Source organism: Streptococcus sp. CM6 (assembly GCF_000526095.1).
GTDB lineage: Bacteria > Bacillota > Bacilli > Lactobacillales > Streptococcaceae > Streptococcus > Streptococcus oralis_BW.
Genome location: NZ_JATS01000018.1, coordinates 249630 through 273172, shown reverse-complemented (window position 1 = coordinate 273172; position 23543 = coordinate 249630). Strand labels below are relative to the sequence as shown.

General features: G+C 43.7%; 19 protein-coding genes and 1 pseudogene. 11 read left to right on the top strand and 9 right to left on the bottom strand.

Going from position 1 to position 23543, the window contains the following annotated elements; genetic code table 11:
• Nucleotides 1–2: 2 nt before the first annotated feature.
• The 5 genes from accC to HMPREF1516_RS05890 all read left to right on the top strand — a co-directional run bounded on the left by accC (nt 3) and on the right by HMPREF1516_RS05890 (nt 4120).
• On the top strand, nt 3–1370 hold the full coding sequence (gene accC / locus HMPREF1516_RS05910; RefSeq protein ID WP_033606030.1) for an acetyl-CoA carboxylase biotin carboxylase subunit: 1368 nt from the start codon (nt 3–5) through the stop codon (nt 1368–1370).
• A 35-nt stretch (nt 1371–1405) separates the two neighbouring features.
• On the top strand, nt 1406–2272 hold the full coding sequence (gene accD / locus HMPREF1516_RS05905; RefSeq protein WP_033606029.1) for an acetyl-CoA carboxylase, carboxyltransferase subunit beta: 867 nt from the start codon (nt 1406–1408) through the stop codon (nt 2270–2272).
• The gene (locus tag HMPREF1516_RS05900) at nt 2269–3036 is read left to right on the top strand and encodes an acetyl-CoA carboxylase carboxyl transferase subunit alpha (RefSeq protein WP_033606028.1); all 768 of its coding nucleotides are present in this window, start codon (nt 2269–2271) and stop codon (nt 3034–3036) included. Before accD ends, HMPREF1516_RS05900 begins: the two co-directional genes overlap by 4 nt.
• 157 nt (nt 3037–3193) lie before the next feature.
• Nucleotides 3194–3289, top strand: a complete 96-nt coding sequence (locus HMPREF1516_RS10155; protein ID WP_232216683.1) for a bacteriocin — start codon at nt 3194–3196, stop codon at nt 3287–3289.
• 105 nt (nt 3290–3394) lie between these two features.
• The gene (locus tag HMPREF1516_RS05890; protein WP_033606027.1) at nt 3395–4120 is read left to right on the top strand and encodes a CPBP family intramembrane glutamic endopeptidase; all 726 of its coding nucleotides are present in this window, start codon (nt 3395–3397) and stop codon (nt 4118–4120) included.
• A gap of 48 nt (nt 4121–4168) precedes the next feature.
• On the opposite strand, the gene nusB is transcribed toward HMPREF1516_RS05890, so the two are convergent.
• The 9 genes from nusB to gatC all read right to left on the bottom strand — a co-directional run bounded on the left by nusB (nt 4169) and on the right by gatC (nt 11495).
• Nucleotides 4169–4591 (bottom strand): transcription antitermination factor NusB, encoded by a 423-nt coding sequence (nusB, locus tag HMPREF1516_RS05885; protein ID WP_000203659.1) that lies wholly within the window; start codon nt 4589–4591, stop codon nt 4169–4171.
• Entirely contained in the window at nt 4584–4973 is a 390-nt protein-coding gene (locus HMPREF1516_RS05880; RefSeq protein ID WP_000510584.1) for an Asp23/Gls24 family envelope stress response protein, read from the bottom strand. The genes nusB and HMPREF1516_RS05880 overlap by 8 nt, the downstream gene beginning before the upstream one ends.
• Nucleotides 4974–4994: 21 nt before the next feature.
• Nucleotides 4995–5555, bottom strand: a complete 561-nt coding sequence (gene efp, locus HMPREF1516_RS05875; protein ID WP_000568640.1) for an elongation factor P — start codon at nt 5553–5555, stop codon at nt 4995–4997.
• A gap of 81 nt (nt 5556–5636) precedes the next feature.
• Nucleotides 5637–6764, bottom strand: a complete 1128-nt coding sequence (locus HMPREF1516_RS05870) for an SPFH domain-containing protein (protein WP_033606026.1) — start codon at nt 6762–6764, stop codon at nt 5637–5639.
• 8 nt (nt 6765–6772) lie between these two features.
• Entirely contained in the window at nt 6773–7729 is a 957-nt protein-coding gene (locus HMPREF1516_RS05865; RefSeq protein ID WP_033606025.1) for a zinc-ribbon domain-containing transport protein, read from the bottom strand.
• Between the two features lie 99 nt (nt 7730–7828).
• Nucleotides 7829–8224, bottom strand: coding sequence for a hypothetical protein (locus tag HMPREF1516_RS05860; protein WP_001031998.1), 396 nt, complete (start codon nt 8222–8224; stop codon nt 7829–7831).
• 57 nt (nt 8225–8281) lie between these two features.
• Nucleotides 8282–9727 carry an Asp-tRNA(Asn)/Glu-tRNA(Gln) amidotransferase subunit GatB gene (gene gatB / locus HMPREF1516_RS05855; RefSeq protein WP_033606024.1) on the bottom strand — a complete coding sequence of 482 codons (1446 nt, stop codon included), beginning with the start codon at nt 9725–9727 and terminating at the stop codon, nt 8282–8284.
• Nucleotides 9727–11193 carry an Asp-tRNA(Asn)/Glu-tRNA(Gln) amidotransferase subunit GatA gene (gatA, locus tag HMPREF1516_RS05850; RefSeq protein ID WP_033606023.1) on the bottom strand — a complete coding sequence of 489 codons (1467 nt, stop codon included), beginning with the start codon at nt 11191–11193 and terminating at the stop codon, nt 9727–9729. Before gatA ends, gatB begins: the two co-directional genes overlap by 1 nt.
• The gene (gatC, locus tag HMPREF1516_RS05845; RefSeq protein WP_000705411.1) at nt 11193–11495 is read right to left on the bottom strand and encodes an Asp-tRNA(Asn)/Glu-tRNA(Gln) amidotransferase subunit GatC; all 303 of its coding nucleotides are present in this window, start codon (nt 11493–11495) and stop codon (nt 11193–11195) included. Before gatC ends, gatA begins: the two co-directional genes overlap by 1 nt.
• Before the next feature lie 165 nt (nt 11496–11660).
• Here gatC and HMPREF1516_RS05840 point away from each other — a divergent pair, with 165 nt between their 5' ends.
• The 6 genes and pseudogenes from HMPREF1516_RS05840 (at nt 11661) to secY2 (ending at nt 23540) form a co-directional block, all read left to right on the top strand.
• The gene (locus HMPREF1516_RS05840; protein WP_033606022.1) at nt 11661–12353 is read left to right on the top strand and encodes a YwaF family protein; all 693 of its coding nucleotides are present in this window, start codon (nt 11661–11663) and stop codon (nt 12351–12353) included.
• Nucleotides 12354–12496: 143 nt separating this feature from the next.
• A complete protein-coding gene (locus HMPREF1516_RS05835; protein ID WP_033606021.1) occupies nt 12497–14041 on the top strand; it encodes a peptide chain release factor 3 in 1545 nt (514 codons plus the stop codon).
• Nucleotides 14042–14691: 650 nt separating this feature from the next.
• Nucleotides 14692–19547, top strand: a pseudogene (locus tag HMPREF1516_RS10225) (accessory Sec-dependent serine-rich glycoprotein adhesin).
• A gap of 219 nt (nt 19548–19766) precedes the next feature.
• The gene (locus HMPREF1516_RS05815) at nt 19767–20993 is read left to right on the top strand and encodes a glycosyltransferase (RefSeq protein ID WP_000711913.1); all 1227 of its coding nucleotides are present in this window, start codon (nt 19767–19769) and stop codon (nt 20991–20993) included.
• A gap of 15 nt (nt 20994–21008) precedes the next feature.
• Nucleotides 21009–22250 (top strand): glycosyltransferase, encoded by a 1242-nt coding sequence (locus tag HMPREF1516_RS05810; RefSeq protein ID WP_033606018.1) that lies wholly within the window; start codon nt 21009–21011, stop codon nt 22248–22250.
• A gap of 72 nt (nt 22251–22322) precedes the next feature.
• A complete protein-coding gene (gene secY2 / locus HMPREF1516_RS05805) occupies nt 22323–23540 on the top strand; it encodes an accessory Sec system protein translocase subunit SecY2 (RefSeq protein ID WP_033606017.1) in 1218 nt (405 codons plus the stop codon).
• The last annotated feature ends 3 nt before the right edge of the window (nt 23541–23543 follow it).

Genomic DNA, 23543 nt, shown 5'->3' with positions numbered 1-23543 from the left:
CCATGTTTCGTAAAATTTTGATTGCCAACCGTGGTGAGATTGCGGTTCGCATTATTCGAGCTGCGCGTGAATTGGGCATTGTAACCGTAGCAGTTTATTCAACTGCTGATAAGGAAGCTCTTCACACACTCCTAGCGGATGAAGCTATCTGTATTGGACCTGGTAAGGCGACAGAATCTTATCTCAATATCAACGCTATTTTGTCTGCTGCAGTCTTGACAGAAGCAGAAGCCATCCACCCAGGTTTTGGTTTTCTTAGCGAAAACTCCAAGTTTGCCACGATGTGTGATGAAGTGGGGATTAAGTTCATCGGTCCTTCTGGGGCTGTAATGGATACCATGGGAGATAAGATCAATGCGCGTGAGCAAATGATCAAGGCTGGGGTTCCAGTTATCCCAGGATCTGATGGTGAAGTTCACACGGCTGAAGAGGCGCTTGCAGTTGCAGAAAAAATTGGCTATCCAGTCATGCTTAAGGCATCGGCAGGTGGTGGTGGAAAAGGGATTCGTAAGGTTGAAAAGGCAGAAGATTTGGTCGCAGCCTTTGAAACAGCATCCAGTGAAGCCAAGGCCAATTTTGGAAATGGCGCTATGTATATTGAGCGTGTGATCTATCCAGCTCGCCATATTGAGGTTCAGATCCTTGCGGACCAAGAGGGTCATGTTGTCCATCTTGGTGAACGGGATTGTTCACTCCAACGGAATAACCAAAAGGTCTTAGAAGAAAGCCCATCTATTGCGATTGGCAAAACCCTTCGTCATGAAATTGGTGCTGCGGCTGTTCGTGCAGCAGAGTCTGTAGGCTATGAAAATGCAGGGACGATTGAATTTCTTCTCGATGAAGCGAGTGGCAATTTCTACTTCATGGAAATGAATACTCGTGTGCAAGTTGAACACCCAGTCACAGAGTTTGTTTCAGGTGTTGATATCGTCAAGGAACAGATTCGCATTGCTGCCGGGCAACCTTTACCTTTCAAACAAGAAGATATCGTCCTACGAGGTCATGCTATCGAGTGCCGGATCAATGCGGAAAATCCAGCATTTAACTTTGCTCCAAGTCCAGGGAAAATTACCAATCTCTATCTACCAAGTGGTGGAGTTGGCTTGCGCGTGGACTCAGCAGTTTATCCAGGTTATACCATTCCCCCTTACTATGATAGTATGATTGCCAAAATCATTGTTCATGGGGAGAATCGTTTTGATGCCTTGATGAAAATGCAACGGGCGCTTTATGAACTTGATATTGAAGGAGTGCAAACCAATGCAGACTTCCAGTTGGATCTGATTTCAGACCGCCGAGTTATCGCTGGTGATTACGATACTTCCTTCTTGATGGAAACTTTCTTGCCAAAATACCAAGAAAAAGAATAGACTTTCAAACAGTATGAGAACTAAAAGGGGGAGTTATGGCTCTATTTAGTAAAAAGGATAAGTATATTCGGATCAATCCTAACCGTTCCGTAAGGCAGAAACCACAAGCCAAGCCTGAGGTTCCGGATGAACTCTTCTCCCAGTGTCCTGGTTGTAAACACACCATTTACCAAAAGGATCTTGGGAGCGAACGAATTTGTCCCCATTGTAGCTATACTTTCCGTATTTCAGCTCAGGAACGCTTGGATTTGACGATTGATTCTGACAGCTTTGTGGAGATGTTTACAGGTATTGAAACTCAAGATCCATTAAACTTTCCTGGCTACCAGAAAAAACTTGCAACAATGCGTGAAAAGACAGGTTTGGATGAAGCCGTACTAACTGGTACAGCTAGCATCAAGGGGCAAAAAGTTGCCCTTGGGATCATGGATTCAAACTTTATCATGGCTTCTATGGGAACCGTTGTGGGTGAAAAAATCACGCGCTTGTTTGAGTATGCAACGTTAGAAAACTTGCCAGTCGTTCTCTTCACAGCTTCTGGTGGAGCCCGTATGCAAGAAGGAATCATGAGTTTGATGCAGATGGCTAAGATTTCTGCGGCAGTTCAACGCCATTCCAAGGCAGGACTTTTTTACCTAACTATTTTAACCGATCCGACAACAGGTGGGGTGACTGCTTCTTTTGCTATGGAGGGTGATATTATCCTAGCGGAACCCCAAAGTTTGGTTGGGTTTGCTGGGCGTCGTGTTATCGAAAATACAGTTCGTGAGACCTTGCCGGATGACTTCCAAAAGGCAGAATTTTTGCTTGAACATGGATTTGTTGATGCAATTGTCAAACGGAGAGAATTGCCTGAAACAATTGCTAAATTAGTGAGATTGCATGGAGGAAGTCGCGGATGAATATTGCAAAAATAGTCAGAGAGGCACGCGAGCAGAGTCGCTTGACTGCACTTGATTTTGCCAATGGAATCTTTGAAGAGTTTATCGAATTGCATGGAGATCGGTCTTTTCGTGATGATGGTGCGGTTATCGGTGGAATTGGCTGGTTAGGTGACCAAGCAGTAACTGTCGTCGGTATCCAAAAGGGGAAGAGTCTTCATGACAACCTCAAACGAAATTTCGGGCAACCTCATCCAGAAGGATATCGCAAGGCCTTGCGCCTGATGAAACAAGCGGAGAAGTTTGATCGTCCAGTTGTGACCTTTATCAATACGGCAGGTGCTTACCCAGGTGTTGGAGCCGAGGAACGTGGACAAGGTGAAGCAATTGCTCGAAACCTGATGGAAATGAGCGACCTCAAGGTTCCAATCATTGCCATTATTATCGGTGAAGGAGGGTCTGGTGGGGCATTAGCATTAGCCGTGGCTGACCGTGTCTGGATGTTAGAAAACTCAATCTACGCAGTACTTAGCCCTGAAGGATTTGCCTCTATCCTTTGGAAGGATGGCAGTCGTGCTATGGAAGCAGCAGAATTGATGAAAATCACTTCACATGAACTCCTAGAAATGGGAATCGTAGACAAGATAATTCCAGAAGAGGATTTCTCAAGTAAAGAACTGCTAGCTTGTGTTAAAAATGAATTACGTGCAGAACTAGATAGGTTGCAAGAACTACCACTCGACCAACTTATTGAAGAACGTTACCAGCGCTTTAGAAAGTATTAAGAATGACTAAATGAGACTAGAAAGGTCTCATTTTTTATTGAAAATGCTATTCAGAGTGAAAAATTGACAGTTGAGGAGATAGAATATAAAATAGACAAAAAAGAAGTATACTGTTAGATGCAAGCTTACAACAATCTATTTTAAGAAGGTACTTGCAATGACAGGTACAGAAACATTTACAGTTCTTTCATCTGAAGAGTTAGAGCAAGTTTCAGGTGGTCGAATGATTCGGGCAGTTGATAATAGACATTGAGATTCGCCATATGCATATAGTTTAGCAACAGAGTGGAGTACAATACTGAATCATGCGACTAGACGTGCTTATGGTATTACCTATTGATAAATTAAAGGGGTAAGTATGAAAAAACTAGGGCATTTGGGAGTCTATACATCACTGGTATTTCTATCGGTTTATCTACCAGAGTTAGAGATTATGTATCTGACTAAGTTTTTAGGATGGGGGATAGATGGCTATTCTATCATTTCACTTGTTTGGGAACTAGTTCTTGTAGTTTTATTCGTCTGCTGGTTGAAAAAGAAAAAGATGCTCTATATTTTTGAAAAAAAGGGCTCAAAGAAGTCAAGATTCTTTTACCTTATAGTTGGTCTAGTGGCTACTTATTTTATTCGTCAATTGGTGGATGCTTATCAATTACAGTTTCATCACTTAATTGATAACAAGTATATCTTTCAAGACCTTCTTTCGGTTCTATACTCTAATGGACAACCAACCTTTCTATCTACAGTTCTTAGTTTTATCTTAACAGTCGTTATTAGTCCTATTTTGGAAGAGACGCTTGATCGTGGGTATTTTATGAACACCTTCTTTCCTAAGTCAAAGTACTATTTAGATGTCATCTTATCAGGCCTTATCTTTGGACTCAGTCATTTGATACTATCTCATCGGGACCCAATTAGTTTATTATATTATAGTCTGATTGGTTTCTTTTTTGCCCTTGTTTATCGTTCTACCGACAATCTGAGATTAACGATTCTCTGCCATAGTTTTTTTAACTTTCTCAATCATGCAAAACCTATCTGGATTTTTGTTTACAATTATATCTATTATCATTTTTTTAGATAGTGGAGGCAAAGAAAAAAGTGTTTGATATTTGTCAAACACTTTTTCTGTTTACTGTTCTTCTGTTACAAACTGGCTGAGCAGTCCGTTGATAAAACGGGCAGATTTTTGATCTGAGAAGTCCTTTGCAAGCTCGATAGCTTCATTAACAGCAACCAACTGTGGAGTGTCAAATGAAGTGATTTCAAAGACTCCCAAGCGAAGGAGGTTTCTTTCCACGAGCGTTAAACGCTCGATGGTCCAACCTGCTTTTAAATGCTGTGTGATTTGCTTGTCTAGTTCTTCCTTTTTAGCCTGAACACCAGAAACTAGCTCTGTCAAAAAGGCTGGAAGTTGCACATCCGTATCTTCACGATCATGAGTATAGGCGAAACGACAAGCAGTTTCGACATCCGTACCGAATTCAAGACTCATGAGAGCTTGAAAAGCGCATTTACGGAGTTGGCGTCTAGATTCTAATAGTGGACTAGTCATTGAGGAAGTCCTCGTCAAATAGATCTTTCAATTCTGGTTTTGGTGTTTTATCTGGAACGATACCTGCAACGTGAATATTGATGGCAGCGAGTTCTACATCAGCCATATTGCGGACTGCATCTTTGACAGCTTTCTGGATCGCAACAGCTACCTTAGGAACTTTTACTCCGTACTCAAGGTAGAGATAGATATCTGCTGTGAGCTCTTCGTCCACGTTTTTAAGATAAACACCACGGCCAAGAGAAAGTTTTGAAAGGGTGTCAGATACTGATTTGTTTGAAAAAGAGTGTACACCCTCTACTTTTGCAGTAGCGATAGCAATGATTTTTTCAAGTACACGTGGGGCGATAACGATTTCGCCAAGTTGTTCTTCAATTCCCATAGAATGACCTCTTTCTAGAGATTAGGCACGAGAAACGTAAGTTCCTTCTGCGGTGTTGATAACGAGTTTTTGTCCTGCTTCGATGAAGTCTGGAACGTTTACGACAAGTCCAGTTTCCATCGTTGCTGGTTTACCAGAACCTGTAACAGTAGCACCTTTGATAGATGGTTGAGTTTCTGCAACTGTCAATTCGACAGTAGTAGGAACGGTGACACCAATCACTTCAGTTCCGTAGAATTGGATCTTCACATCAGAGTTTTCAAGGATGTAAAGCAATTCGTTTTCAACGTTGACTACAGGAATTTCGTATTGGTCGTAAGTTTCTGTATTCATGAAGTAGGCTGTGTCATCCATTTTGTACAAGTATTGAGCTGGGACTGTCTCGATGATGGCTTGTTCAAATTTTTCCTCTGGACGGTAGCTTGTGTCAAATGTAGAACCAGTACGGACATCACGCAATTTCATACGCATGATGGTATTTCCTTTACCTGGTTTGTGGTGGCTAGCTTCCAAAACGCGGATCAATTTTCCGTCAGCTGTTTCAAAGGTCATACCAGCCTTTAATTTACTTGCTTCAATCATGTTTTTACCTCTTTAATAAAATAATTTACTCTTTATTGTACCATAAAAGACAACATTACTCAAATGTCAAAAGGATCTTAATTAGTTGACTGGTACGATATTGCCATCTTCGTCTTTGGTGACGAGGACGTATTTTCCATCGACTTCGATATAAAAATTCTTGCTGGCAGTTTGCTCAGTGTTTTGAGCCGGTGCTTGATTTTGGACTTGTTGGCTTAATTGACCACCCAGAGTTTGACCAAGATTCATGCCCATAAACATGTTCATCCCATTGCCATTTCCTTCGTTGGCAGCAGCAGCCATAAGCGCTTCGTTGCGAGCACGGCGTTCTTCGATTTCAATCGTGTTGTACTTCATTGCCACGAGCTCACTATCAAGTTTGCGAACGATATCAAGACTTTCTTGGTCGTAGCTGAGGTCTTCAAGCAAGATGTTAGTTGCTTCAATCCCGTAGAGACCTGTCCAAACCTTGTTGACCTCTTGTTTAGCGAGTTCGTTAAAGGTGTCTTGGTTGGCATTGAGGCTATAGATATCAACCTTGTTTTCGTTGGTATATTTGGCAATGGCAATCGCGATTTTTGGTGCGATATTTTGACGGAGCGTTCCTTGAGCTACATCTTGGAGAGTAAATGGCTGTCCGTCAGTAATTTGACGGCTAACAGAACTCACGTAGAAGAGGACTGGATCTGCTATTTTTACATCAAACAAGCCATAGAAACGGATGTTAAGCAGTTGTTGGTAACGTTCGCTGAAGTATTCGACCGCATTTTGTGTGCCGAACTTATTACCTGCAATAGGTTGCATGCGGATAAAGATGATTTCTTGTTGGGTGATGACTTGTCCACCAAAAGAGAAACGGTTTTTAAAGTTTTCCCAAGTGCTCTTTAAACCACCTTTTTCAAGGAGCCAGGCATTATCACCAGCTTGCCATTCGTGGCTACCAGCTTCGAGGACTTCACCAAGGAAGGTACCATTGTTTACCAAAACAGCGGTATAGCCTTGGGGAACGATAACCACACTGCCATCTGACAAAAGTCCAGTATTTTGATTGCTGTGACGAGAACGTCCATCTGGGTCTTTTGTGAGTAATTGACCCTTGACGGCCAAGGCATCGCCAGAGACATTATCTGGAAGGACAATGGCTTCCTTGAATTTACTATCATTAAAACTATTTAAGCCTGCTGATAAGGCTGCACGTATAAATCCCATAATTCCTCCTAATTATAAAGCTCGTCTTCATCCACAACATCATAGGTATCAAGTACCCATTGGTTTGGACTGCGAGAGAGATTGGCACCACAGTAGTCACACTCGCTAACTGCAGAGATTTTTAATGGGGCGCCACAGTTTGGACAGTGGTCGCTCACAACTTGGTCTGGATTGACTGCTTGCGTTTGGCTACCATGTTGACGGATAAAGTTCAATTGATACACGGTGAAGAGATCTTTTTTAGGATTTCCTTCGAGGACACGACGAGTCTCATCGTCAATGACATAGTCCCGCAAGGTAGATGACAGAATCACCACTAAGGTATCGTTTCCGTCAGGATTTTCAATGAACTGCTTGATGCGAACGTTTTCGATACAAACTTTCTCTAAAACATTGGTTGTTTTAGCTCGAATATGGTCCTCGAGTTGGGTACTATGTTGGGAGTAGAGACTAGTACTTTCTAGCGCACGGACTGAATTCCAGTTTTTCTCAGTCCAGGCAACCTGCAATTTAAGATAAACTTCCTTAACCCAAGATGTGAAGGCATCAGCGTCAAAGTTTGGATCCCCATTTTTAACACGACTAATGGCCAGTGTGTTGTGTTCAACTCGACGATGGAGCGTTTGATAATCATTATTAGTGTAGGTTGAACTCGAATCTCCAGACTTATTCTGCAAGGATTTGACGATAACAACTAGTATGATTCCTCCAACTAATATGAACATAAATCCTAGATAGGGAGAGCTAGTAGAACTGTCAGAGGATGAGCCGTATCCAGAGCGGTAGTAGTGGTAGGATGAGCCGCCAGAACGACTTCCACCTCCACTTGAGCGGCTGCTACTTCTGGAACTACTGCGGCTGCTCCCTCCACTTCTGGAATGTCCGACACCCGCATCAACTATTTGAGGCACGGATAGAAAAACAAGTAATAAGCAGGTCATTAAAAGAGCGTAAAACTTTTTCATGTGTCTCCTAACTATATGATTGAAAAGGTAGCATTCTGAATTCGAATGATTATTAAACTATTTAATAACCTTTAAAAATCATTTAAGATATACTAGGCGTTATTTACTAGCATTTAGCTTCTTTATGGAATGGCGTTCGATGAGCCATCCCACAATCCATCCTATTGCTAGCAAGTAATTTTCAAAAGCACCGATAGCATTTACAGGAGAGTGATACTCCATATAATTGAGTAAGTGATTTGTTCCTATTCCAATTCCGCCAATAATGAGAGCAAGAAGTGCGATTCGTAGATAGAACCAATCGTATTTAATATTGATAGCGAGAATAATAATCAATACAGCTAAATTCCATATTCCAATTTCTCGTTGCCAACCAGCAGATATTCCGTACCCGGAGTGGCTTCCCATGTACGATGGAAAGAAAATTTGTAGTATAGAAGCGCCTAACATAGCGATGATGACTAAGACAAATAGCAATCGTAAAAATTTGTTCATTTATTCTCCTTGTCTCATTCTCGTCTTAAAAGTAGAAAAAAGTGTATAAAGAGTAAATTACTCACTTTCTTTCAACTTGGCCAATTCCTGTGCAAGGAGTTTAAGGGCAACTTGTGGATTGGCTTGCCCTTTGGTTGCCTTCATAAGGAATCCTGTGAAGGCCTTGTCTGCGTTGCGTTTGCCTGACTTGAAGTCGGCAACGGCAGCTTCGTTATCCGCAAAGACTTGGTGGATGATTGGGATCAAGACATTTGGATCTGAGATTTGCACCAAGCCTGCTTTTTCCACGTATTCACGCGCGCCACCGCCATTTTTAGCCAGGTGGACAAAGACTTTCTTGGCAATCTTAGAAGAAATCGTACCATCTTCGATGATGGCAATCATTTCTACTAAGTTTTCTGGTGTCAATTCGATTTGTTCCAGTGTTTTGCCTTCAGCATTCAAGAACTGAGCGACTTCACCTTGGAGCCAGTTAGAGACTTGTTTGGCATCACCACCGAGGGCAACAGCTTTTTCAAAGAAGTCAGAAGTGACTTTGTTTGCAGTCAACTGGCTAGCATCGTAGTCTGACAAGCCAAAATCAGATATGTAGCGTGCACGGCGTTCTTTTGGAAACTCTGGCAATTCTGTTCGCATTTCCTCAATCCACTCATCTGAGATTTCAAAGAGTGGTAGGTCTGGCTCTGGGAAGTAGCGGTAGTCAGCAGCGCCTTCCTTGACACGCATGAGGATGGTTGCCTTGTTAGCTTCATCGTAACGGCGTGTTTCTTGGCGAATTTGACCACCTGAGCGAAGGATTTCAGCCTGACGTTGGACTTCGTATTCGAGACCCTTACGGACGTTAGAGAAGGAGTTGAGGTTTTTCAACTCAGTCTTGGTACCGAATTTCTCTTGACCATAAGGGCGAAGAGAAATGTTGGCATCCACGCGCATAGAACCTTCTTCCATCTTAACGTCAGAAATGCCAGCGTACTGGATGACTTCCTTGAGGGCTGTTAGATAAGCATAGGCTTCTTCAGGAGAACGCATGTCGGCTTCGGATACAATCTCAATCAAAGGCACCCCTTGGCGGTTGAGGTCAACATAGGAGTAGCCATCTGTACCGTGGGTGTTTTTACCAGCGTCTTCTTCTAGGTGAGCACGTTCGATACCGATTTTCTTAGTCGTACCGTCTTCTAGTTCCACTTCAATCCAACCGTTGTAACCGATTGGCTCATCAAACTGAGAAATTTGGTAGGCCTTTGGATTATCAGGGTAGAAGTAGTTCTTGCGGTCAAAGTGCATCTTTTTATGGATGTCCATGTTAAGGGCAAGAGCAGCTTTGATACCGGCATCAACAACACCTTTATTGAGAACTGGCAGAACTCCTGGGAAAGACCAGTCAATCACGTTGGTATTGGCATTCTGGTCGTTTCCGAAGTGGGCAGAAGTAGGTGAGAAGATTTTTGAATTGGTGTTGAGCTCTACGTGGACTTCAAGTCCAATGACTGTTTCAAAGTTCATTAGTTATCACCTCCAAAAATCACGGGTTGTTGTTTGTGGTAGTCTGTTGTTGCTTCAAAAGCAGCAGCGGCTTGGTAAATGATTTCTTCAGAGTATTTAGGACCGATCAATTGCAGACCGACAGGTAGACCTTGAGCAAATCCAGCAGGGATGGAAATTCCTGGGAGACCTGCCAAGTTGACTGGGATTGTCAAGAGGTCAGCCAAGTACATGGCAACTGGGTCGTGGTTGAGTGAGTCCAAATCATAGGCAACGCTTGGAGCAGTTGGTCCCAAAATCAAGTCGTAATCCGCAAAGACTTTTTCGAAATCTTGAATGATAAGGGTACGGACTTGACCAGCTTTCTTATAGTAGGCATCGTAGTAACCTGATGAAAGGCTGAAAGTACCAAGCATGATACGACGTTTGACCTCATCACCAAAACCTTGGCTACGGCTGTTTACATAGATTTCATCAAGGTTAGTCGCATCCTCTGCACGATAGCCGTAACGGATACCGTCAAAACGTTGCAAGTTTGATGAAGCTTCTGATGAAGCGATGATGTAGTAAACGGCAACACCGTATTTAGAGTGAGGAAGGCTGACTTCTTCGACGATGGCGCCAAGTTTTTCAAAGTGTTTAGCGGCATTCAGAATGGTTTCCTTAACCTCTGGGTCAATCCCTTCACCAAGGTATTCCTTAGGCAAAGCAATTTTCATTCCCTTGATATCTTGCCCGATTTTTGAAGTAAAGTCTGCAATGCGGACAGGAGCAGAAGTCGAGTCTTTGGCATCTTCGCTGGCAATAGCGTTGAGCAAGAGGGCATTTTCCTTAACAGTTGGAGCAAAAGGTCCGATTTGGTCTAGAGAGCTACCAAAGGCAATGAGACCGAAACGTGAAACTGTTCCGTAGGTTGGTTTGAGACCAACAATCCCGTTGAAGGCAGCTGGTTGGCGGATGGAACCACCAGTATCAGAACCAAGTGACAAGCGAACTTGCCCAGAAGCTACAGCTGCGGCAGAACCACTTGATGAACCACCAGGAACCTTGTTTTGGTCCCAAGCATTTTTGGTTGGTCCATAGTATGATGTTTCGCCAGAACCACCCATGGCAAACTCGTCCATATTGGTTTTCCCAACAACGATCATGCCCTTAGATTTTGCATTGGCAACGGCTGTCGCATCAAAGATAGGCTCATAGTTGTAGAGCATTTTTGAGGCTGCAGTTGTCAGGATACCGTCTGTAGAAATATTATCCTTAACAGCTAGCGGAATTCCTGAAAGGACATTATCCGCGTCAATTCCAGCTTGGTCAATGGCTTTGGCTTGAGCAAGAGCCTGCTCCTCAGCGATGGTGACAAATGAATTGAGGGCTTCCTCACGAGACTGGATATCTTCAAGTGTAGCTTGGGTCAATTCAGTTGCTGAAATCTCTTTAGAGACAAGGAGATTGTGTAAGTCTTCAATAGTTTTGTTATTAAAAGTCATTAGGCATCTCCTCCATCGTCTAGGATAGCTGGTACCTTGATATAGTAGTTGTCTTTTTCAGGTACGTTTTTAAACAAGCGGTCACGGTCTGTTCCTTCTTCGGCCACATCAGGGCGGAGTACGGTCTTGCGGTCAGCCATGGTTGTAGTAGGTGCGACACCAGTTGTGTCGACTTCGCCCAGCAACTCAACCATATCAACAATCTTAGACAAGGTAGTCGCAAAGGCAGCAGTTTCTTCTTCAGAGAATTTTAATTTTGAAAGATTGGCAACGTGTGTTACCTCTTCTTGCGTAATTTTCATCTTGCATCCTTTCGTGAAATGATGATTTTTAGTCTGTTCTATTTTACCATATTTTCCTATAAATAAGGGAGCCAAACTGAAAAGAAATAGAAATTGAAAAATCGCTTTTAATTCGCTATAATGGTTAAACTAGAGAATAGAGAAAATAAGAGTTAGGATAAAAATATGTTCCATCAATTTATCACCAGATCTCAGACGGTTCCTCCTCCTATTCCACTCTTTTGGTATGGGGCTATGATGCTTCTTTTAGTGCTTTGTATTTATGGAGCACTTGCTTATCACCAAAATCCGAAATTTGTCCGCTTGTTTAAGTGGATTCAGATTCTCCAGTTGCTAGCCCTATATAGTTGGTATGTTGGTTTTGGGATTCCATTTTCTAATAGCCTTCCATTTTATCATTGTCGTTTGGCTATGTTTGCGGTGGTTTTCTTGCCTGATAAATGGCGGAGCAAGCAATATTTTGCCCTTTTAGGAGCAAGTGGAGCGGTCTTTGCTTTGGTTTACCCCGTTTTTGACCCCTATGATTTTCCTCATATTACCAGTTTTTCATTTTTGATTGGCCACTATGCCCTTTTGGTGAATTCCTTGGTTTACTTGATGAATCACTATGATAAGACCTTGCTCAAGAAATATATGATTGTAGCCTATACCTTTATCCTCAATCTCTTTCTAGTTGGGGTTAATCAGGTGACGGGTGGAAATTATGGTCTCTTAAGAGATACACCGTTTATCTCGAATGCTCCTCTATGGCTAAAGTACCTCCTTGTGTCGGCCATCCTTTCACTGGCTCTTGTTCTCTTTGATATCTTGTTCAAGAAACGGTGGAAAAAGAGAAATCAGGCGCAATCTGTGCTCTAGCTTGCCTTTTCATCGGATGAGCAATTGAAAAACTCCCCAAAATCCGATATAATGGAGAGTTGAAAGGAATAGTAAAATCCAATGTAAACATCATTCTTAGCTACTGAAACAACTAAAAATAGAAAATCAAAGAAAGAGAACTTATGACTATTCAACAAGAAATTAAGAAACGCCGTACCTTTGCCATTATTTCCCACCCGGACGCCGGGAAGACAACCATCACTGAGCAGTTGCTCTATTTTGGAGGCGAGATTCGTGAGGCTGGTACCGTAAAAGGAAAGAAAACAGGGACTTTTGCTAAGTCTGACTGGATGGATATCGAGAAACAACGTGGGATTTCGGTCACGTCATCAGTTATGCAGTTTGACTACGATGGCAAGCGCGTGAACATCCTAGACACACCAGGACACGAGGACTTTTCAGAAGATACTTATCGTACCTTGATGGCGGTAGATGCTGCGGTCATGGTCGTGGACTCTGCCAAGGGTATCGAGGCTCAAACCAAGAAATTGTTTGAGGTTGTGAAACATCGTGGCATTCCAGTCTTTACCTTTATGAACAAGCTGGACCGTGACGGTCGTGAGCCACTGGACCTCTTGCAAGAACTAGAAGAAGTCCTAGGTATTGCGAGCTATCCTATGAACTGGCCAATCGGGATGGGGAAAGCCTTTGAAGGCTTGTATGACCTTTATAACCAACGCTTGGAGCTCTATAAAGGGGATGAACGTTTTGCCAGTCTGGAAGAAGGGGATAAGCTCTTTGGAAGCAATCCTTTCTACGCTCAGGTTAAGGACGATATCGAACTGTTGCAAGAAGCAGGAAATGAATTTTCAGAAGAAGCTATCCTTGCTGGAGAATTGACGCCTGTCTTCTTTGGTTCAGCCCTCACTAACTTTGGGGTGCAGACCTTCCTTGAGACCTTCCTTAAGTTTGCTCCAGAACCACATGGTCACAAGAAAACAGATGGCGAAATTGTGGATCCTTATGACAAGGATTTTTCAGGATTTGTCTTTAAAATCCAAGCCAACATGGACCCTCGTCACCGGGACCGTATCGCCTTTGTCCGTATCGTATCGGGTGAATTTGAGCGAGGGATGAGTGTCAATCTGCCTCGTACTGGGAAGACTGCCAAGCTTTCTAATGTCACCCAGTTTATGGCAGAAAGTCGTGAGAATGTGACCAATGCCGTAGCAGGTGATATCATCGGGGTTTACGATACCGGTACTTATCAGGTTGGAGACACCTTGACGGTTGGAAAAAACAAGTTTGAATTTGAACCCCTTCCAACCTTTACACCTGAGATTTTCATGAAAGTTTCTGCTAAGAACGTTATGAAACAAAAATCCTTCCACAAGGGTATCGAACAATTGGTGCAAGAAGGAGCCATTCAGCTTTACAAGAATTACCAAACTGGTGAGTACATGCTAGGAGCTGTCGGACAACTCCAGTTTGAAGTCTTTAAGCACCGCATGGAAGGCGAGTACAATGCAGAAGTAGTCATGAGTCCAATGGGTAAAAAGACCGTTCGTTGGATCAAGCCAGAGGACCTAGACGAGCGCATGTCATCAAGCCGCAATATCTTGGCAAAAGACCGTTTCGACCAGCCAGTCTTCCTTTTTGAAAATGACTTTGCCCTCCGCTGGTTTGCAGACAAGTATCCAGATGTAGAACTAGAAGAGAAGATGTAAATCGTTATAAATGACTAGCAACATAAAGTTGCTGTCATTTGACGGTAACTGCTATGGCAGCTTACCTAAACGCTTCACTAGGAAAAATCCACGAATATTATCGATTCGTGGATTTTTCCGTCGTAACCACGTTTTACAAATTAAATCGATTTGTAAAACTCAGTGTCGTAGATTAAGGCTATTAATTAGTATGGCATTTTGCTTAAATACGTCGTAAGAAAAGTCCTCGAATGTTTTTGATTCGTGGATTTTTTTGTTGGAAAGGATAGAAAGTTACCTCGGCTACCGGCCTCATTAATTCATTTGTGAAACTGCCTTTAAATACTCTACTCCTAAAAGTCTGTGGATGCTATTGATTCATGGACTTTTTCTATATTTTGAATAAAAATCAATTCCCTGAGTGATCGGAATTATTTGCTCAATTTTTAAAGCATATAGAAATGGTTAAAAAATAAATAAAATATATTAACAGAACAATAAAATGAAGATTATATTGAAAAAACAGAATAGATTTGAAATCAAGTTATTTTTGAAATCATTTTCTTTCTTTAGGATATATTATAGATATTGAATTGTCGGTATATTTGGTATATAATAAGGAGATAGTATTTTATAGGTGAATAGATCTTTTTCAAGTTGAGGGGATGAACATGTTTTTTAGACGCCAGAAGGGTGAATATAGGGAAACAGACCGTGTAACTCGGTTCAAATTAATCAAATCAGGGAAGCATTGGCTACGGGCCTCGACTTCCCTTTTTGGCTTATTTAAGGTGATGCGTGGAAGTGCGGATACGAGCCAAGTAAAGACAGAAATGGTTGAAAAGCAAGAAGGTCAGAAGTTGACCGGCTTGGATGTCTTGAAAGGGATAGCAGCTACGGGAACGATCTTAGGTGGTTTTGCTGCGACGCAAACGCGTGTTTATGCCAATGATGCAGTCGCTGTTGAAAAGACTGTCGAATCAAAAGATACCCTGGCGACGAGAGATTCAGTAGTGCTGGGGACGACACAGGATCATCAAGATGCCGCTAGCTTGTCTCTGTCTATCAGTCAAAGCCAGTCATTGTCAGAATTCAATTCGCAGAGCGCCAGTCAATCTGCGTCTACGAGTCAGTCTATCAGTGCCTCAAACTCCTCTAGCGTAAGCCAGTCGATGAGCCAATCTGCTTCTACTAGTCAATCTTTGGCAAACAGTCAAAGTGTAACTGCTAGTTCAAGTGACTCCCTTGGAACACAAAATCAAGCGAATAGTGGTCTGTCAGAGAGAGCTTCGGTTGGTGTTCAAAGTCAGTACCAAACAAGTGAGTCAGCTCGGGAGACAGTGAAAGAATCACAACCTTCAAAAGAATTAAAAGCAGTTGATTTTTCTACAGAATCCTTGCCTCAAAGTCAGTCTGGTCGTGTAAAGAATGAAGGTGTGACGGCTGAATCGAGTCTCACAATGACTTCTGTAGCCTTGACAGAAAAGCAAAGTGAAGAAAAACGGAAGAAATTAGAGGCCTTGTCTGCTGAGATTGGGCAATTTCTAGCTCAAGCGCAGGGACTTCCAAACTCGGATGAGGCGATCACGAAGGCTAGTCTAGCGAAGAATGAGATAGCAGAGGCCTTGAAAGGGGAGGCTTCTAACCTTGCCACTATCCTACAAAAAGCTACAGAAGCTCGAAATAGCATTGCAAATGCTGTGTTACGTGCCAACTCTGGACTTCGTGACAGCAGAAACGGACAAGCTTTGACCAAAGCTTCAAATACCGCTAGCTTCAGAGCTGCTAGGGATACAGAGAAGCCAGAACTTCAGAAAATAACCGTTACAGGTGGCGCAGTTCTAGAAGGACAAAAATTTAAAATTTATCGAGAAGAAAATTTTTCTGCGACCATTGAGTTTACTGATAACAGTGGTCGAATTGAACATGCAAAATTTGTTCCTACTGCTGTTCCCGCGGCCTATCCGGCTACTTCAACTGTTGTCTCATTCACTACGAGTAATGGTCAAAGTATCAGCATGATTGTTCCGACAAATAAACTAGCCAAAGATGGAAATGCTACAGCATCAAATCCTTTCACCGTTTCAATCACGGGTTCTGTTGGAAAAAATCAAGCAGTAAATAGTTTGTGGACTCGTTATGTTTTCACCTATGATCAGGAAGGTAATTTTAGCGGAAATACTACTGACGTAGGTCTTGTAAAAGATTTAACAGCCAACCCTGCCGCAATTCAATTTGAAGTCCATGCTCAGTCTGAAAAGTACGAACCAGCTATCAATGCTGAGGTGAATCGAAACTTTACTCTAACGGCCAATTCAGGGACTGTTTCTGTTGGTGAAGCCAGTCAGTACATCACGAATGCTACAGGGACGCCAGAATTACCTACTACAGGAATTACTAAGGGAACTAGAACAACCTATACTTGGAAATCTGGAACCAATACGAATTTGTCTGCTGGTCAGCATACTTTGACAGCGGTGGTAACTTATCCAGATGGAAGTACGGATGAAATTGACGTGAGCTTTACTGTGCGCCCTCAGACGCCAAGGATAGAGAATCAATATCTTAACGAAAAAGGTGGGCTCTCAAATCAAGCGATTACGGTAGATGGGGTTGCTCCAGGTGGGACAGTTACTTTAACAATTGCAGGTGAAACATTTACCAAACAGGCAACGGGGAGTTCTACCAGTGTAACCTTTACTGCAACTGACTTGAAGAAAGTATATGATCGCAATGGAGGACGACTTCCTAGTGGACCAGTGACTGCTAGTACGACAGTGGATGGTTTGGTTTCAGATGTGTTTAATGGACAAATTACGCCAAATCAAGCGTCAATTTCAGTAAGTAATAGTCAGTCAGCATCAGTAAGTGCCAGCCAGTCTGCGTCCGTAAGCTCAAGCCAATCAGCTTCAGTAAGTGCTAGTCAGTCAACATCGGTAAGTTCGAGTCAATCAGCTTCAGCGAGTTCGAGTCAATCTGCATCAGCGAGCGCAAGTCAATCAGCTTCATTGAGTGCAAGTCAGTCAGCATCGGTAAGTTCAAGTCAATCGGCTTCATTGAGTGCGAGCCAATCTGTATCGGTGAGCTCAAGTCAATCCGCTTCAGCGAGTGCGAGTCGATCACATCGGTAAGTTCAAGTCAATCGGCTTCATTGAGTGCGAGCCAATCTGTATCGGTGAGCTCAAGTCAATCCGCTTCAGCGAGTGCGAGTCGATCAGCGTCAGTGAGCGCTAGTCAGTCTGCTTCAGCGAGTGCGAGTCGATCAGCATCAGTAAGTTCCAGCGAATCTGCATCGGTTAGCTCAAGTCAATCGGTCTCAGCGAGCTCCAGCGAATCCGCTTCATTGAGCGCTAGTCAGTCAGCGTCTGTAAGCTCAAGCCAATCCGCTTCAGTAAGTTCGAGTCAGTCCGCATCGGTAAGCTCAAGTGAATCGGCTTCAGTAAGCTCAAGTCAATCTGCATCAGTAAGCTCCAGCCGGTCTGCATCGGTAAGTTCAAGTGAATCCGCTTCAGCCAGCGCTAGTCAATCTGCGTCTGCAAGTGCAAGTGAATTCGCTTCAGCCAGCACTAGTCAATCTGCGTCGGCAAGTTCGAGTCAGTCAGCGTCAGTGAGCTCGAGTCAATCAGCATCTGCAAGTTCGAGTCAGTCCGCTTCAGCGAGTGCTAGTCAATCTGCATCTGCAAGCTCAAGCCGTCTGCCTCAGTAAGTGCCAGCGAATCCGCTTCAGTAAGTGCTAGTCAATCTGTTTCAGTAAGCTCAAGCCAGTCTGCCTCAGTAAGTTCAAGCGAATCAGCATCAGTAAGTTCGAGCCAATCAGCATCAGTAAGTTCGAGTCAATCGGCTTCAGCGAGTGCTAGCCAATCCGCATCATTGAGTGCAAGGCCAGTCAGCATCAGTAAGTTCGAGCCAATCAGCATCAGTAAGTTCGAGTCAATCGGCTTCAGCGAGTGCTAGCCAATCCGCATCATTGAGTGCAAGTGAGTCAGCCTCAGTAAGTGCTAGTCAGTCCGCTTCAGTAAGCTCGAGCCAATCAGCATCTGCAAGTTCGAGTCAATCAGCCTCAGTAAGCGCCAGCGAATCCGCTTCAGTAAGTGCTAGTCAATCTGTTTCAGTAAGTTCGAGCCAATCAGCTTCAGTAAGTTCGAGTCAATCTGCGTCGGCAAGCTCAAGCCAGTCCGCCTCAGTCAGCTCGAGTCAGTCTGCGTCAGCCAGCGCAAGTCAGTCTGCATCGGTAAGAACAAGTGAGTCAGCCTCAGCGAGTGCTAGTCAGTCAGCTTCAGCGAGTGCAAGTGAATCTGCCTCAGTGAGCGCTAGCCAATCAGCGTCAGTCAGCTCAAGTCAGTCTGCATCAGTCAGCGTTAGCCAATCAGCATCGGTCAGCGTTAGCCAATCCGCCTCAGTGAGCGCTAGCCAGTCAGCGTCTGCAAGTTCGAGTCAGTCCGCTTCAGTCAGCTCGAGTCAATCAGCTTCGGCAAGCTCAAGTGAGTCAGCATCCGCAAGTTCGAGTCAATCTGCTTCATTGAGTGCAAGTCAATCGGCATCTGTAAGTTCGAGTCAATCGGCATCAGTAAGCTCGAGTCAGTCTGCATCTGTAAGTTCGAGTCAATCTGCGTCGGCAAGCTCAAGCCAGTCCGCCTCAGTCAGCTCGAGTCAGTCTGCGTCAGCGTGTTAGAGCCAATCAGCTTCAGTAAGTTCGAGTCAATCTGCGTCGGCAAGCTCAAGCCAGTCCGCCTCAGTCAGCTCGAGTCAGTCTGCGTCAGCCAGCGCTAGTCAGTCAGCATCGGTAAGTACAAGTCAATCAGCATCAGTAAGTGCCAGTCAATCGGCCTCAGCCAGCGCTAGCCAATCGGCGTCTGTAAGCTCAAGCCAATCAGCCTCAGTCAGCGCAAGCGAATCCGCTTCAGCCAGCGCAAGTGAGTCAGCCTCAGCGAGCGCAAGCGAATCCGCTTCAGCCAGCGCAAGTGAGTCAGCCTCAGCGAGCGCGAGTGAATCTGCATCAGTAAGCTCGAGCCAATCAGCCTCAGTAAGTTCGAGTCAATCTGTGTCAGTGAGCACAAGCGAATCCTCTTCAACAAGTACTTCAACTTCTGCAAGTATGCTAGCGGACGAGTTGGCGTTGGAAAGTGCTTCGATCTCAACAAGTACTTCATTGAGCGAATCTACTTCAACGAGCGCATCACTCTCAGCTAGCATGTTAGCCAGTGAATCGACTCTAGCAAGTACTTCGGTTTCAGCAAGTGTGTCAGTGAGCGAGTCTACGTCGATTAGCGCTAGTCTCTCGACTTCAGATTCTATTAGTAGATCTGCGTCAGCAAGTGCTCTGGTATCTACTTCAGCAAGCACCTCTCTCTCAATGGCCAGCATTGCAAGCCAAGGTCAATCCGCTTCAAGCAAGCCGAAACAAGTCTTGCCAAATACAGGAGCGTCGACTTCGGTAGCATCTGCTTTATTGGGAGCATTGGTAGCTGTGACAGGTATCGGTCTTCTTGCAAAGAAGGATCAGAATGACGATCAAGAAAGTCATTGATAAGATATAAAAATCAATGAATAAATAGTGAAATGGAAAACCTTTGAAAACATGATTTTTCAAAGGTTTTTTCTATATGCGAGAAGGGGAAAATCCTCTTTTGAGTTTGAAATAAACTAGGGGAAAAGGTATAATAGGAAGGTGAGATAATCATCGAAAAAATCAGAATTATGGTAGAAGAAAAGTAGCCAAAAGAATGTGAAAAGAAAAGGGGACGAAATGAAAAAAGAGCTTCAAAAAGCCATTGTACTCGGTGGTGATAATGCATATATGGACAAGATTGAGACAACAATCAAGTCAATCTGCGCCCATAACCGAGCAGTGACTTTTTATGTTTTCAATGATGATTTGCCATCTGAATGGTTTCAGCTCATGGAGAGACGTTTAGAACCTCTAGCCTCAAAAATCGTCAATGTCAAGATTAGTCATCAAGGTTTGAAAGAGTATCGTTTACCACTAGCTCACTTAAGTTATGCAACTTTCTTTCGCTATTTTATACCTCAGTATGTCAACGAAGACCTAGCCTTGTACCTGGATTCGGATATTATCGTTAGATCAAACCTAGATCAACTCTTTTTAGAAGATATGGCAGACTGGCCAGTAGCTGCTGTCGCAGATGCTCTAGTTCCTAGCACTTTTAATGCAGGTGTCTTGCTGATTAATGTCGCTCTCTGGCGTCAAGAAAAGGTGACGGAGCACTTGTTGAGCTTGACAGACCAACTGCATGATCAAGTTTTTGGCGATCAGGGCGTGTTAAATCACCTCTTTGAAAGTCGTTGGAAATCGCTGCCAGCTACCTATAATTTTATGGTTGGTATGGATACAGTGGCTCGAAATTATCAGATGGATTCTTGGTATAGGGATTCTCTTGCTACTGAGAAGACAGCCCAGATTATCCATTATACAGGGGACAAGCCTTGGTACCAAATCAACCTCAACCGTTTCAGGGAGGACTGGTGGTTTTACTACGGACTAGAGTGGTCTGATATCGTCATGAAAAAATGTGATTTTCATAAAGGATTGGCATCTTTAGTTCAAGCTCCCCAGTATGCGACCGCAATTTTTACCAATACGTGTCACATAGAGCAAATCGAACACCTGATCCAAGAATTGCCAGATGTAGAGTTCTCTATCCTAGCTCATACCAATTTTGCGCCGGAAATCATGAACTTGCAATCGCATCTGAATGTACGCCTCTATCCCTACTTTAATCCCATGAATGTCAGAAAAGTCTTGGAAAAGATTGACTTTTACTTGGATATCAATCATGAGGATGAAATTGCAAACATTATCCAAGAGGTGCAGCAAAGAGAAATCCCTATATTTGCTTTTGAGACCACTAGTCATGACTCGAGTGGTTACAGTTATGTCTACTCACCAGCAGCCGTAGGTCAAATGATCGAGTCTATCCGTACGCTTTTGGAATCACAGAAGCAGTCGTTGTAAACTGAAGGAAACTAAATGAAAAAAACAATTGTTCTCGCAGGAGATTATGCCTATATCCGCCAGATTGAAACAGCGCTCAAGTCTCTCTGCTATTATAATAGCCATGTCAAGGTCTATATCTTTAATCAGGATATTCCCCAGGAGTGGTTCCGTGCTCTCAGACCGATAGTAGAGCAGATGGGCGGTGAGTTGGTGGATGTCAAGATGCTTGGCGCCCAGTTTCAGATGAACTGGAGCAACAAATTGCCCCATATCAATCACATGACCTTTGCCCGTTACTTTATCCCTGATTTTGTCGAAGAGGACAAGGTACTTTACTTGGACAGTGATTTGGTAGTAACGGCTGATCTGACGGCTCTCTTTGAAATGGACTTAGGCGAAAACTACCTGGCTGCAGCACCATCTTGTTTTGGAGTTGGGGTTGGCTTTAATGCAGGTGTACTCTTGATCAATAACAAAAAATGGCGGGCAGAAGCTGTGAGACAAGAGTTAGTTGAGTTGACGGAGCGGGAACACCAAAATGTGAGTGAAGGAGACCAGTCCATACTCAATATGCTCTTTCATGACAGCTATGCTCCTCTGGATCAGAACTATAATTTCCAGATTGGTTTTGACAGTGGGGCTGCCTCACATGGGCATGAGTTCATCTTCCAGATTCCTTTGGAGCCTCTGCCAGCCATCTTGCATTTCCTCTCTCAGGACAAACCTTGGAATACTCATTCGGTTGGGCGTTTGCGTGAGGTTTGGTGGCACTATCATCTGATGGAGTGGTCTGCTATTACTGAAAAATGGCGTCAGGCCGGAATTGACTATCCAGTCACAGTCTATCAGCCAGTTATGACTTGTGTTAATTTGACCAATTCTTGGCATCTTGAGAAAATCGACTATCTGGTTCAAGCCTTGCCAGAGGTGCATTTCTACATCGCAGCCTATACGACGATGGCACCGGAACTCATGCTCTTGTCACGTTTTGAAAATGTGACCCTCTATCCCAACACCTTCCCTCTCTTGGTTGAGAAACTGATCCAGCAGACAGATGTCTACCTTGATATTAACCACGATGACAAGCTGAGTGTTGTTTATGACTATATTTCACGCTTTGAGAAACCGATCTTGACTTTTGACAATACCCAGTCGCGGGAACTACCTGAAAGTGCCTATGCAGGTATTTTCTCAGCAGAAAGACCGGAAGAAATGGTAGCAGCTCTGACAGCTTATCTGGACGAAAAACTCACGAAAACTGAGATAGAGATTTGAATGTGCTAAGATAAAAAGGCTGGATTGGCCCCGTGTGACAGGACAGAAAGATAAAAAGAAAAGGAGGAGCCAGTGAAAGAATTTCGTTCATCGATAGCAGTAAAAAAAGGGATGCACACCCTGTTTTTGCTCTTTATTTATGTGCTCGGGAGTCGTCTGGCTCTTCCTTTTGTTGATCTCAATAGTCGGGATTTTCTCGGGGGAAGCGTAGCCTATCTGGACTTTTCAGTAGCTCTGACTGGTGGAAATCTTCGCAGTCTCTCTCTCTTTTCCATCGGGCTTTCACCTTGGATGTCAGCTATGATCTTGTGGCAGATGTTTTCCTTTTCAAAGAAGCTGGGCTTAAACTCGGTTTCTTCGGAAGTTCAGGATAGACGGAAAATGTACTTGACGTTAGGGATTGCCTTGATTCAGGCCTTGGCCTTGACGACAAACCTCCCTGTCCAAGCTCCCTACAATCCCTTCTTGGTCTTTCTCCTCAATACCAGCCTTTTGGTTGCGGGGACCTTCTTCTTAGTTTGGCTGTCGGACATCAATGCGTCTATCGGAGTTGGAGGCCCTGTCGTCATTTTATTGGCAAGTATGGTGGCTTCACTCCCTCAGGACATCCTCCAATCGGTCCAAGTTCATAAGATCTCTCCTTGGCTGCTTTTCCTATTGGTAGTGCTTGGTGTCCTCTTTACCTATCTAGTCGTTCTCTTTTACCGAGCGCGATACCGCATCCCTATCAATAAAATCGGGCTTCATTCTCGCTTTAAACGCTATTCCTATCTGGAAATCATGCTCAATCCTGCAGGTGGCATGCCTTATATGTATGTGATGAGTCTCATGGGCTTGCCTTCTTATCTCTTGCTCTTGCTTCAACATCTGGATAAGGGTAATCCTCTCTACCCTGCCATACTGGAGCAGTATGCGATGGGGAAACCCTTGTGGATCTATGCTTATATCCTTATCCTCTTTGTCTTTAGCATTGCCTTTGCCTTTGTTAATGTGAGTGGTCAACAGATCGCAGATCGGATGAAGCAATCAGGAGATTACATCTACGGAGTCTATCCCGGTGAGGATACTAGTCGCTTTATCAACCGCTTGGTTCTACGATTTGCTCTGATAGGTGCAGTCTTTAACGTTACCTTGGCTGGACTTCCGATCTTGTTTGTCTTGAAGGATGAGAGTCTGTTCAAAGTCAGCATGATTCCTGGACTCTTTTTAATTTTGAGTGGTATGCTGTTTACGATTCATGATGAATTGCAGGCGCTCAGATTAAATGAAAGGTATCGGCCACTATTCTAGGAG